Origin of the sequence: Natrialba asiatica DSM 12278, from assembly GCF_000337555.1 — an archaeon.
Classification (GTDB): domain Archaea; phylum Halobacteriota; class Halobacteria; order Halobacteriales; family Natrialbaceae; genus Natrialba; species Natrialba asiatica.
Genome location: NZ_AOIO01000031.1, coordinates 102,843 through 114,766, shown reverse-complemented (window position 1 = coordinate 114,766; position 11,924 = coordinate 102,843). Strand labels below are relative to the sequence as shown.

The window sequence follows — 11,924 nt, the reverse complement described above, 5'->3', positions numbered from 1 at the left end:
TTCTCAGTCTCAGAAACATTATATTAGAGAACAAATACTAACTTATTTATATCTGTGTTTGGACCATATCTGCATGGTGGAGAATAACAAACGATACCGGAATGGTATCAATCGTCGCCGTGTGCTGCAGGGCCTTACTGCAGCAGGCGTGATCGGAGCTGCCGGCTGTCTCGGTAGCGACAGCGGGGGAGGAAACGGATATGCTGCTGCAGACACGACGGATGCCGAATCGCTGAACTTCATTCAGGTGTCCGATCAGAACACCGGCGATCGCCTTGCGTTGACGATGGACAGCGCCTACACCATCACCAGCGATACCCAACTCTTTCCGCTCTGGTTGGATGTCGAGGACACCGGCGACTCGCAGGTGTACGTCGCGACCCTCCGGGACAACCTCGAATGGGGCGGTGACTACGGTCAGATGACCGCCGAAGACTGGGTGTATCTGATCCAGGAAGTCCACCAGGGAACGGACAACTGGGCGCTCTCCGAGGCCGCCGGTAACTGGGCCGGAGTCACCGTCGAACAAACCGGCGAACTCGAGTTCCAGATCGAACTCGAACGTCCGAACGCCGACTGGCCGTTCGAGCCGGTCCTCTGGGGGTCGTACTGTCTGCCGAAAGGGCTCCTCGAACCGTACGTCGACGAGCAGGACGGAGCGGGACTCGATCAGGACGACGAGATTCAAGAACTCGCGTACACCGGGAATCTGGGTGCCTATACCTTCGAGCGCTGGGATCGCGGCTCCGAGTTCGTCGCGGTCAAAAACGACGACTACTACATGACCGAACTCGACGCCGAGGACTTCCCCGATTACGTGAGCGAGGAGCAGATCGAAGCCTGGCAGACCGCGCCGAATTTCGAGGCGTACTCCTGGCACACAATGAGCGAGGAAAGCCCCCGAATGACCGCCCTGGAGCAGGGCGAAATCGACCAAACGAACGTCCCATCGACCCGCGTCGAACGGTTCGAGGGGCGGTCCGACGTCGAGATAATGGAAGTGCCGTACTCGTATCTGACGATTCTCGCGTACAACCAGCGGATGAACGGCTGGGAGGAACTACGCACGCGCGAAGTCCGTCAGGCGCTGTCGATGGCCATCGACAAGGTCGAAATCACCGAGAATATTCTCCGCGGCTACGCCGAAACCGCCCACACGTTCCAGCCACACTGGTCCGAGTGGTACGACGAGTCGGAGGTTACTCAGTTCGGCGAGGGCGACAGCTACGACCAGGCCGGCGCTCGCGACCGCCTCGAAGCCAACCTGAGCTCGGACTACGGCTACGACGGCGATACCCTCGTCGGGCCCGACGGCGAGCAGGTCACGCTCACGCTGGTCTACTCCCGCGGCACCGAAACCACGAAGACGACGGCCGAGTTCATGGGCGAGGAACTGTCCGCTATCGGCATCGACATCGAGTTCGAGTCGGTTTCCTTCGACCAGATGCTTCCGAACTACGTGCAGAACTCGTGGCAGGGTACGGAGGATGAGCAACCGTGGACCGGCGGGCCGAACAACGACGGCCCGCGGGACAATTCCGCGAGTTCGGAGGACTGGGATCTGATGTACGGGATCAATTTCAACACGTATCCACGGACCCCGGCGGCGATCGATGCGTTCTGGACGGAACGGGCCCCAACGAACTACTATGGCTACGTTCCGGACGAAGATTTGGCATTGATGTTCGAGACCGTTCGGACCTCGACGGACCAGGCGGAACGCGAGGCGACCATGGCCGAGATCTTCGGTATTTTGAGCGGGGACCAACCGGTCAATTTCGTCTCGATGAGCGACGATATTATCGGCTACCGCAGCCGCGTTGACGGGCCCGAAGAGGAGTTCGGCCAGTCGTGGGACGATCGCACCTGGGCATTCGACGAGGCGTAGAGCCGCACATTGTGATCGATATTTACCCCGTATTATGATCGGATTTGCATTCGACCTGCTCGGTGATGGCTCGTGAGTATGGCAACCTACATTCTGCGTCGCGTCGCGTGGGCAGTCGTCGCGTCGTTGATCGTACTGACGCTAACATTCTTGTTGCTTTATTTCACCCCGGACACGCAACTCGCCCAACTCCAGTTTCAGGCGGCACAGGCTGGGGACGATCCCGAGGCAATCGGCGCTGCGTACGAGAGTTACCACGGCTACGACCAGCCGATTCACGTCCAGTATATAGAGTACATGGGCAACATGCTCTCGCTCGACTGGGGATGGTCGGAAACGCGCTCGCAGCCGGTGACGACGGCGATAGCGGAGGCAATCCCGTATTCGATGATGTACGCCGTGCCGTCGATTCTCATTTCGTCGGTGCTCGGCGTTGCGATCGGCCTGTACTCCGCGACGAACCAGTACACCCGCGGTGACTACGCAGCGACGTTCTTTGCCTTCTTCGGGCTGAGCATTCCGGACTTCTGGTTCGGAATCGTGCTCTTCGTACTCTTCAGCGGCATACTCGGCTGGGTCCCGATCATCTTCGATACGACGGCCGCAACGTTCTCGCTCGAAAACCTGGCACAGTTTATACTGCCGATCGTAGTCTTGACGTTGAGTTCGATCGCGAGTCTGATGCGGTACTCGCGGGCGGAGGCGCTCGAGTACGTCGAAGCCGAGTTCGTCAAGACGGCGAAGGCGAAGGGGGTCGGGGACTGGCGCGTGCTCACTCGCCATATTTTCCGGCCCGCGTCGGTGCCGATTGCGACGATTCTTGTCGGGGACTTGCTGGGGATCATCCTCGTCTCGTCGTACCTGATCGAGGTCGTCTTTGGCATTCCCGGACTAGGGACGCTGAGTTTCGAGGCAATTAGGGATCAGGATACGTCGCTTGTGATGGGAACCGTGTTGCTGCCGGCGTTTCTGACGATCGTCGGAAACCTGGCGCAGGATATCGCCTACACGATACTCGATCCGCGTATCGATTACGGTGATTCCTGATGGCAGTCGATAACGAGCCGCGGGAAACGTTCGAGGACGTCGATTGGGACGATATCGACGAAACAACGCGATCGTTCTCGCGCAAGACGATCGTCACAATCGGTGTATATGTCCTGTTCGCTGTCGGTCTCCTCTACGACTACGTCCTCAAGCCCTCGAGGGCAGACACGATCGAACCGCTCGGAATCTCCCTCCAGGCGCTCGACTGGCTGTACATTCTGACGCTGTTGACGATTCTCGTCGGCGTCGTCGTGCCGCTGTACGAGAACGGGCGCATGACGAGGTACTACTGGCAGCAGTTTCGAAAGAACAGGGCGGCGGTCGCCAGTCTCCTCTATCTGGGCGTGATCTTTCTCATCGGCTCGATCGGACCGCGATTCCTTGAGCAGCCGACCGTCGATTCGAGCAACGCCTACCAGCCGCCGGTCTTTACGTCGGCTCCCAACTGGCTCCCCGTCGAGTGTGCTGGCGAAGTTGCCGGCGGGAGCTGTCACGGCACCTGGGCCCATCCGTTCGGAACGACCCACGAGGGAAAGGACATTCTCGTCTCGGTCATCTACGGCATGGAGGTCAGCATGCAGGTCGGCCTGATCGCCGCGCTGATCACGATTACCATCGCGGCTATCGTCGGCGTGAGCGCCGCCTACTTCGGCGGCTGGATCGACGCTGCACTCATGCGATACGTCGATATCCAGATTACGTTCCCGACGTTCTTCCTGTACCTCATGATCGTCTACCTCTACGGTGGGAGTCTCTTCAGCATGATCGTCATCTTCGGGCTGCTCGGATGGGGCGGCATCGCTCGCATCGTCCGCAGCGAGGCGCTCCAGCGCCGCGAGGAAGAATACGTCTTGGCGGCGAAAAACGCCGGCGCGAGCGGCTACTGGACGATGCGTCGTCACCTCCTGCCGAACGTCTCTAACAGCGTTATCACGGCCGTGACCCTGTTGATACCGGGCCTGATCCTTTTCGAGGCGAGTCTGGCATTTCTCGGCCTCGGCGATCCGACGGTTCCCTCGTGGGGCGAAGTCATCGCCTCCGGGAGGAACGATCTACCGAACGCCTGGTGGGTCTCGACGATTCCCGGTATCTTCCTGTTCTTTACGATTCTCGCGTTCAACTTCGTCGGAGACGCACTCCGTGACGCGCTGGACCCACGTGCGGAAGGTGGTGACCAATGACTACAAACCGACCGGACAACACGACCCATCCGCCTCAGACTGACCAGACGCCGTCGATACCGACTGCGAACGACGGTTCCACAGCAACGAGTCGTTCGACACCAGCCAGTACCATCAACGCAAACGCACGCGGAAACAAAACAATCGTGAACTCGAATACGAGTACGGACTCCCCGGCACACGACAGTACCGCAGCCGAAGCGTCTTCCGACGCGAAAACCGACGAGATGCTGCTCACCGTCGAGAATTTGAAAACGGTGTTCGATACCGACGACGGAACGGTACACGCGGTCGACGGCATCGATTTCACCGTACAACGCGGTGAAACGGTCTGTATCGTCGGCGAAAGCGGCAGCGGAAAGACGGTAACCAGCGAGTCGATCACTCAACTCTTCAAGAGTCCGCCTGGATCGATCGCCGACGGCTCGGTCGTCTTCGACGGCATCGACCTCGCGTCGCGAACCGAGGACGAACTCACCGACATCCGCGGGGCGAGGATCAGCCACATCTTCCAGAACCCACAGGGTGCGCTCAACCCGGTTTACACCGTCGGCTGGCAACTCATCGAGGCGATCCAACTCCACCGAAACGTCGACGATGACGCCGCTCGCGAGGACGCCGTCGACCTCCTCAATCGCGTCGGCATTCCCGAGGCGAGTTCACGTCTCGACGATTATCCTCACGAGCTAAGCGGCGGGATGAAACAGCGAGTGATGATCGCCATGGCGCTTGCGTGCCAGCCGGATCTGCTCATCGCGGACGAGCCGACGACGGCGCTGGACGTGACCATTCAGGCCCAGATTCTCACCCTCCTCCGGGAGCTACAGGCCGACTTCGGGATGAGCATCGTCTTTATCACGCACGATCTCGGCGTCGTCGCCGAAATCGCGGACCGCGTCGTCGTCATGTACGCCGGGAAGGTGATGGAACGGGGTAGCGTCTACGACGTCTTCGAGTCGCCGTCCCATCCGTACACGAAGGCGCTGCTCGAATGTCTTCCCGGACGCGGATCGCTCGGCGGCATTCCGGGATCGCTTCCGGACCCGACGGCGCCGCCGACGGGCTGTCGGTTCGCAGATCGGTGTCCGTACGCGGTCGAGGAGTGTACGGTCGGCGAACAGCCGGTCTTCGAATCCGTCGGTGGAGAGGCCCGGGACGAAGACATCGAGCACGAAGTCTCGTGTGTCCATTACCGGTCGGCTGCTGATCCGTCCGTCCTCGATCAGCTCGACGCTGACCGATCGTCGGTGCCGCAGGAACGGCCATCCGGTCGGACAGTTGGCACTCGAGATGGGGAAGGGGGTGTCGCCCGTGAGTGACCAGTCGGGTGCAGCTCGGACCGAAGCACCGCTGCTCTCGGTGCGAAACCTGACGAAACACTACCCGATCACGACGGGGCTCCGTTCGAAAGAAGTCGGTCGCGTTCGTGCCGTCGATGGTATCGACTTCGACGTGTACCCGGGCGAAACCGTCGGAATCGTCGGTGAGAGCGGCTGTGGAAAATCGACTGCCGCGAGTTCACTGATCCGGCTCGAGGAGCCGACCGAGGGGACGGTTCGATTCGACGGGGAAGACATCACCCGGTACGATCAGGCGGAACTGAAGGCGTTCCGACGGCGGGTACAGATGATCTTTCAGGACCCGGAATCGAGTTTCGATCCGCGGATGAGTATCGGCGAGGCGATCGCCGAGCCACTGGCCGTACAGGGCCTGACGGACGCGAGCCGGCGACGCGAGATCGTCGTGGACCTGCTCGAACGGGTGGGACTAGCGGCGGGGGATGCGGATCGGTATCCGCACGAACTCAGCGGCGGACAGAAACAGCGAGTCGGCCTTGCACGGGCGCTCTCGATGAACCCCGACATGATTATCGCCGACGAACCGGTGTCCGCGCTCGACGTTTCGATCCAATCCGAGATCCTGGCGTTAATGACCGACCTGCAGGAGTCCTTCGGGCTGAGTATCCTGATCATCAGCCATAACCTGGCCGTTATCCGCCAGATCTGTGACCGAGTCGCCGTGATGTATCTCGGCGAAATCGTCGAACTCGGGACGGCGTCGGAGGTCTTTACGAACCCGCAGCATCCCTATACTCGAGCACTGCTGGCATCGATCCCGACCGCCGATCCGACGGACCGCGGGACGGGTATCGAACTCACCGGCGACGTGCCGAGTCCATCGAATCCACCGACCGGGTGTCGGTTCCACACCCGCTGCCCGGAGCTCATTCAACCCGATGACTACGCGTTCGAGCAGTCGGTCTGGCGTCGCGTCATGGATCTGCGACAGAAACTCGACGGGGGCACCGTCGACGTCGATGCCATCCGCGAGGGAGTCGTCACCGAGCGAGAACCCTCCGAAACTCCCGACGACGTGTCCGCCACCGAAACGAAAGCCCGCCTTCGCGACGAGTTCGCCATCCCGCAATCGCTCGGCGATTCCCGGGCGGAATCCGTCCTCGAAGCGGCACTCGACGACCTCGTCAGCGGCAATCCGGCGGCCGCCCGCGAGCGACTCGCAACCGAATTCGCGACGCCCTGCGAGTCACAGTCTCCGACGCTCGAGGACGCGACGGCCGGACAGACCGCCTCCTGTCTTCGCCTCGAAAACGAACTGCCGCCGACTGAACTCGAGCAGACGGTGCGGTCGGATTGACCATCACTTCGGTGGTGTCTACAGATCCCGGTACGTTACTCAGTGATCTTTCTCTTAGAGATCTGGAGCAGCGACAGCCAGACGTCACGGAAGAAGCACCGTACTCGGGACGTGGAACGGCCCGACCTCCGTCTCAAATGTCACTGATAGTACTAGCCCATCGGCTGGGAACAGCCTGGGACGACGAGAGAGAAACGCTTTCGTCCGGTACCGGTGTCTGAACGACGTGACTGATCCGAGTGACGAAACGAACTTGTCGGTCAGAAGTTTGCTCCGGCAGAAGTATAGCGGGAGGTAGATTTGAACTACCGGTCTGCGGGTTATGAGCCCGCCGGAATCTCCTGGCTATCCCATCCCGCTACCATATCGTAACCCGGTGTGCTAGTTAAGGGTTGTGATTCGACCGCCGCATGGGGGTTTCTACCGTTCATCGCGGTGGACCCGCCACGTGTAGAGACTCTCACAGGTGTAGTTGACGAAGAATCCCACGCCGATCCCGAGGACGTTCGCCACACCATACCAGAGCCCGGCGCTGTTGACCAACAGCGTAAAGACGCCGAGTGTCACCAGAAATCCCAGGAATCGTACCGCGTTCGACCGCAGAAATCGTGCGCCCAGGGCTCGCAAGTGCATCTCGCCGTGGCTGGCGAACGTCCACCACTCATTGAGGACGAAGATAACCACGATCGAGAGCTCCCAAGAGAGGGCTTTTCCCGGGACGGCCGAGACCTCCATCGCCTCGACCAGGAGGATTAACGTGCCGATATCCACCGTTGCACCGACGAGTCCGACGCCTGCGAACTGGCGGAACCGGCTCGCCGAGTGAAGCGCACGGAGTCGCGTCCGAATCGTCTCACCGAAAGAGTCGGTCATCGTCGAATACCAGGCCCGGTTTCGCTCAGCACTCGATTCTCGACGCGATCGCCCACTGACGGATCTGTCGGGGTCCGTCTTACGATTGCACGACAGCCGGGCGCGCCGACTTAGACCGCGAGTTCACCCTGCGGCCGGACGACTTCGACGGCGTCGGCATCGACGCGTTCGACATCGAGGAAGTGAGGGATGAAGTTTCGGCGTTCGAAGTCCCCGTATTCGGATTCAGCGCCGACGGTACACCACAATTGGACCTCCTCGGGGCCGTGCCACTCGCCGTTGCGGTTGATCCCGAAACAGACCACTCGCTCACCGTCGATTTCGATGATCGCACCCTTTCTGATCCCGGGATCGCCGCGGATGATGAGCTGTTTCATACGGGCGAGTTCTCACGAGAGGAGATTAAACGCTTCGAACGCGTGCGCACACGAGAGAGCGGAAGGGGTCTTGCGGTAGCGTTCCCGGAGCGGATCCGACGACGAACCAAACGGGTTTTAAACGGCGCTATCTTAGCCCACGTCAAGTGAGATAACCATGCAGATGCCACGCCGATTCAATACGTATTGTCCGCACTGTAACGAACATCACGAACACGAAGTCGAGAAGTCCCGATCGGGTCGTTCCTCCGGCATGAAATGGGACGCTCGCCGAACCCGGCGTAACAGCGCAACGATCGGGAACTCGGGTCGCTTCTCGAAGGTTCCCGGCGGCGAAAAGCCCACCAAGAAGACCGACCTCAAGTACCGTTGCAGCGAGTGTGGCAAGGCCCACCTCCGCGAAGGATGGCGCGCCGGCCGACTCGAGTTCCAGGAGTGATTTCAATGGCAGGAAATTTCTACACCGTTCGCTGCAGTGACTGCGAGAACGAACAGACCGTCTTCGGCAAGGCCGCGACGGAGGTCGCCTGTGCCGTCTGTGGCACCACTCTCGCGCGACCGACCGGTGGCAAGGCCGAGATCGAACACGAGATCACGGACACAGTCGAGTCACGATGAAGTATAGCGGCTGGCCCGACCCCGGCGAACTCGTCGTCGGCAAGATCGACGAGATCGAAGACTTCGGTGTCTTCGTCGATCTCGAGGAGTACAAGGACAAGCGCGGCCTGATTCACATCTCCGAGGTCGCAAGCGGATGGATCAAGAACGTCCGCGACCACGTCCGCGAGGGCCAGATCGTCGTCTGTAAGGTCCTAGACGTTGACGAGGGGTCCCAGCAGATCGATCTCTCGCTCAAGGACGTCAACGATCACCAGCGCTCCGAGAAGATCCAGCAGTGGAAAAACGAGCAGAAGGCCGACAACTGGATGGATCTGGCGACGGGCGAAGAGATCGAAGACGAGGAATACACCGCGATCGCAAACGAACTGATCGGTGCTCACGGCAGCCTCTACGAGGGCTTCAAGCAGGCCGCGATCCACGGTCACGAGGCGCTCGAAGACACCGAACTCACGGACGAGGAGATCGACGCGCTCGTCGAAACCGCCCGCGAAAACGTCTCGGTGCCGTACGTCAACGTCACCGGCTACGTCGACCTCGAGAACCCGTCCGCAAGCGGCGTCGACGGGATCCGCGAGGCGCTGACCGCAGCCGAAGGAAACGGCGAGGTGCCCGAAGAGGTCGACCTCGACGTCACCTACGTCGGCGCGCCCGAGTACCGCATCCGCGTGCAGGCACCCAACTACAAGACAGCCGAATCCCAACTTGAGGAGAGCGCCCAGCGTGCAATCGCCGCCATCGAGGGTCACGGCGGCGACGGCGAGTATCACCGCGATCCCCGAACGGACGAGGAGTAGTAGAACGCGGCCCAGACAACGATGACGGGGCGAGACGCGGTCTTGCACCCCGAGCGTTCGGATCGGCAGCATCGAATCGATCCGTCGTATCCAGACTCACACCACAGATCCAATGAAATCCGACATCCGTGTCTGTTCGGCGTGGCGCGACCAACACGACCGGCCACGGTACAGCCTGTCTGAAACGTGTCCCGACTGTGGCGCACCCACCGAGAACAGCGCCCCCGCTCCCTTCGATCCGGAAGACCCCTACGGCGAGTACCGACGCGCTCTTAAACGTCGCAACCGCTGATAGGGTATGGACGAACTCGACATCGACGCGGTCGCCGAGGCTGCACTGGACGACCCCGTACTCGTCGAGGGGCTGCCGGGCGTCGGGCACGTCGGCAAACTCGCCGTCGACCACCTGCTCGAAGAACTCGACGGTGAAAGTACGCTCGTCAGACGGGTGTACTCACACGAGTTCCCGCCGCAGGTGAGCATCGAGGGTGGCGTCTCGGAACTCACCTGCGTCGAGATTTACGCGGTTTCTCCGACCGAGGGCCGAGATTTACTCTTACTGACCGGCGACCACCAGGCCCAGACCAACGAAGGACACTACGTGCTGACGAGTGCCTTCCTCGACATCGCCGAGGAGTTCGGCGCGAGCGAAGTGTTCGCGCTCGGCGGCGTGCCGACGGGTGAACTCATCGACGAGTACGCCGTCGTCGGCGCGGTCAGCGACGAGTCGATGCTCGGTGAACTCGAGGAAGCCGGTGTCGAGTTCAGGGAAGACGAGCCGGCGGGTGGCATCGTCGGTGTCTCGGGGCTCCTCCTCGGACTCGGCGAGCGCCGCGGATTCGAGGCCGCGTGTCTGATGGGTGAGACGAGTGGATATCTCGTCGACCCGAAGAGCGCGCGCGCCGTCCTCGAAGTGCTCGAGGACGTACTCGACATCGAACTGGACTACGAGACGCTCGACGAGCGGGCCGACGAGATGGAGGGCGTGATCGGCAAGATACAGGAGATGGAACAGCAACAGCAGATGGACGTACCGACGGACGACGACTTGCGGTACATCGGCTGAACTCGGTTGCGAGAGTGAGGAGGTGGGAGTCTCGGGCCGCAGGTAACAGCGCGGACCTGTGTGTCCGTGTACTTTCTATTGGTATTTTGTGAATAATATGTCGGAGAGGTATAGGGAGTGGCAGATTCTTTCCATAGGAGAGGCTATTCTAGGGCCTCTATAGATCTTAGTTCCTATTATGGGAAGAGTTATCCATCCAAATCCATAATCATGTGCCTGTAATGCAAAGGAGAGCCCAAACATTGCTTAATAGCGACGAATGGACTACGATCCGTGATTTCGGAAACGACGAGTCGGCGAACTCGATTTCCAAGTACGAGGCGAAATTCGTTGCGAACGTCGAGAAGCAATATATCGAAAACGAAATCGTTCTCGTCAAAGAAACTCACTCGATGGGCGGCGAACAGCTCTATCACATTCCAAAAACGGTTTTCGAGGGAATCGCCGACCAACTGCCGGCCCAGTGACGAAACGAGCCGCGGCGTCTCGCCGGCCCCTAGCCTTCGAGTACTTCGTAGGCGACATCGGCGTCACGAAGCGCATCAGTAACACGGCCGACGGCATCGGTAGTCGCGATTGCGGTAACGTCGAGTCCGTGTTCGGCGGCGTCGGCGGCGACCGTGCCGACGGCGAACGTAACCGCGGGTTCGACGGTGGCCCGCCGGCAGGCGACGACGGCTTCGACGCCGGTTGCGACGACGAGTTCGGCGTCGTCGCAGGCGTCGGTCACGGTGGCCGCATCGATCGCTCGGCTGCCGCCGGTTCGCACGGAGGGGACCTGGAGCACCGTCACGGAGCCGGGTTCGAGTTCCATTACGCCCTCGAAGCTCGTCACGCCGACGTCGGTGCCGGCTTCGGCGTCGGTGGTGGCGATGCCGGTTGCAGGTCCGTCGCCGCCGGGTGTGGCGTGAAGGAGGCCGTTTTCGAGCGAGAGCGAGACGGTGTCGCCCTCTTCGATGTCGTCGGTGGCGATGTAGGCGTCTTCGCTCATCGCGGCGAGCACGTCGCCGGTGACGTGGTCTGCGAAGCGACGAACGTTGTCGGCGGCGTGGAAGAGCCAGTCGACACCTTCACGAGTGACGCGATAGCGCGAGCGGCCTTCCTTCTCGACGAGCCCGTCGTCGACGAGTTCGCGAATGTACTCGCTGACGGCCTGGCTCGTGACGCCGACTTCCTCGGCGATCTCCCCCTGGCTGACGGCGGGCTGGCGCTCGGCGATCTGGACGAGGATCCGGAATCGCGTCGCGGCCCGTTTGTTGTCGAGGACGTCGACCATACGGTGCATTTTTCGAGGGGTGGCAAAAAGGTACGCGGTCGACACGTCGAATCGACCACAGACGCTGCGCTCGTTGCCCGGGCGGTGAAAGCTACAAGCGCCTCGATCCAGTAGTAACTCGCCGCAGTTGCACTCGAGAGACCGGT

The 11,924-nt window shown here is 60.9% G+C and carries 14 protein-coding genes and 1 tRNA gene; 11 read left to right on the top strand and 4 right to left on the bottom strand.

Annotation, left to right across the window (positions count from 1 at the left end; translation table 11 throughout):
- The first annotated feature begins 121 nt into the window (after positions 1-121).
- The 5 genes from C481_RS13785 to C481_RS13765 all read left to right on the top strand — a co-directional run bounded on the left by C481_RS13785 (position 122) and on the right by C481_RS13765 (position 6,771).
- The gene (locus C481_RS13785) at positions 122-1,888 is read left to right on the top strand and encodes an ABC transporter substrate-binding protein (protein ID WP_006109845.1); all 1,767 of its coding nucleotides are present in this window, start codon (positions 122-124) and stop codon (positions 1,886-1,888) included.
- Positions 1,889-1,966: 78 nt separating this feature from the next.
- Entirely contained in the window at positions 1,967-2,935 is a 969-nt protein-coding gene (locus C481_RS13780; protein WP_006109844.1) for an ABC transporter permease, read from the top strand.
- Complete coding sequence (locus tag C481_RS13775; RefSeq protein ID WP_006109843.1) at positions 2,935-4,116, top strand: ABC transporter permease; 1,182 nt, start codon at positions 2,935-2,937, stop codon at positions 4,114-4,116. The genes C481_RS13780 and C481_RS13775 overlap by 1 nt, the downstream gene beginning before the upstream one ends.
- 227 nt (positions 4,117-4,343) lie before the next feature.
- Entirely contained in the window at positions 4,344-5,435 is a 1,092-nt protein-coding gene (locus C481_RS13770) for an ABC transporter ATP-binding protein (protein ID WP_152422183.1), read from the top strand.
- Positions 5,407-6,771 carry an ABC transporter ATP-binding protein gene (locus C481_RS13765; protein ID WP_006109841.1) on the top strand — a complete coding sequence of 455 codons (1,365 nt, stop codon included), beginning with the start codon at positions 5,407-5,409 and terminating at the stop codon, positions 6,769-6,771. Before C481_RS13770 ends, C481_RS13765 begins: the two co-directional genes overlap by 29 nt.
- 285 nt (positions 6,772-7,056) lie before the next feature.
- On the opposite strand, the gene C481_RS13760 is transcribed toward C481_RS13765, so the two are convergent.
- The 3 genes from C481_RS13760 to C481_RS13750 form a co-directional block, all read right to left on the bottom strand.
- Positions 7,057-7,131 (bottom strand) — tRNA-Met (locus tag C481_RS13760).
- Between the two features lie 60 nt (positions 7,132-7,191).
- Positions 7,192-7,644 (bottom strand): GtrA family protein, encoded by a 453-nt coding sequence (locus C481_RS13755; RefSeq protein WP_006109840.1) that lies wholly within the window; start codon positions 7,642-7,644, stop codon positions 7,192-7,194.
- A 110-nt stretch (positions 7,645-7,754) separates the two neighbouring features.
- Positions 7,755-8,021, bottom strand: a complete 267-nt coding sequence (locus C481_RS13750) for an HAH_0734 family protein (RefSeq protein ID WP_006109839.1) — start codon at positions 8,019-8,021, stop codon at positions 7,755-7,757.
- 157 nt (positions 8,022-8,178) lie between these two features.
- On the opposite strand from C481_RS13750, the gene C481_RS13745 reads away from it, so the two are divergent.
- From C481_RS13745 to C481_RS13720, 6 genes are all read left to right on the top strand, one after another.
- Complete coding sequence (locus tag C481_RS13745; RefSeq protein ID WP_006109838.1) at positions 8,179-8,460, top strand: 50S ribosomal protein L44e; 282 nt, start codon at positions 8,179-8,181, stop codon at positions 8,458-8,460.
- A 5-nt stretch (positions 8,461-8,465) separates the two neighbouring features.
- Positions 8,466-8,639 carry a 30S ribosomal protein S27e gene (locus C481_RS13740; RefSeq protein ID WP_006109837.1) on the top strand — a complete coding sequence of 58 codons (174 nt, stop codon included), beginning with the start codon at positions 8,466-8,468 and terminating at the stop codon, positions 8,637-8,639.
- Positions 8,636-9,436, top strand: coding sequence for a translation initiation factor IF-2 subunit alpha (locus C481_RS13735; RefSeq protein WP_006109836.1), 801 nt, complete (start codon positions 8,636-8,638; stop codon positions 9,434-9,436). Before C481_RS13740 ends, C481_RS13735 begins: the two co-directional genes overlap by 4 nt.
- Positions 9,437-9,548: 112 nt before the next feature.
- A complete protein-coding gene (locus C481_RS13730; protein ID WP_006109835.1) occupies positions 9,549-9,728 on the top strand; it encodes an RNA-protein complex protein Nop10 in 180 nt (59 codons plus the stop codon).
- Positions 9,729-9,734: 6 nt separating this feature from the next.
- Positions 9,735-10,502, top strand: coding sequence for a proteasome assembly chaperone family protein (locus C481_RS13725; RefSeq protein ID WP_006109834.1), 768 nt, complete (start codon positions 9,735-9,737; stop codon positions 10,500-10,502).
- A 221-nt stretch (positions 10,503-10,723) separates the two neighbouring features.
- On the top strand, positions 10,724-10,969 hold the full coding sequence (locus C481_RS13720; RefSeq protein ID WP_049904662.1) for a hypothetical protein: 246 nt from the start codon (positions 10,724-10,726) through the stop codon (positions 10,967-10,969).
- 29 nt (positions 10,970-10,998) lie between these two features.
- Here the strand turns inward: C481_RS13720 and C481_RS13715 are convergent, their stop codons facing one another.
- Positions 10,999-11,778, bottom strand: coding sequence for a DUF7839 domain-containing protein (locus tag C481_RS13715; RefSeq protein WP_006109832.1), 780 nt, complete (start codon positions 11,776-11,778; stop codon positions 10,999-11,001).
- Positions 11,779-11,924 lie beyond the last annotated feature (146 nt).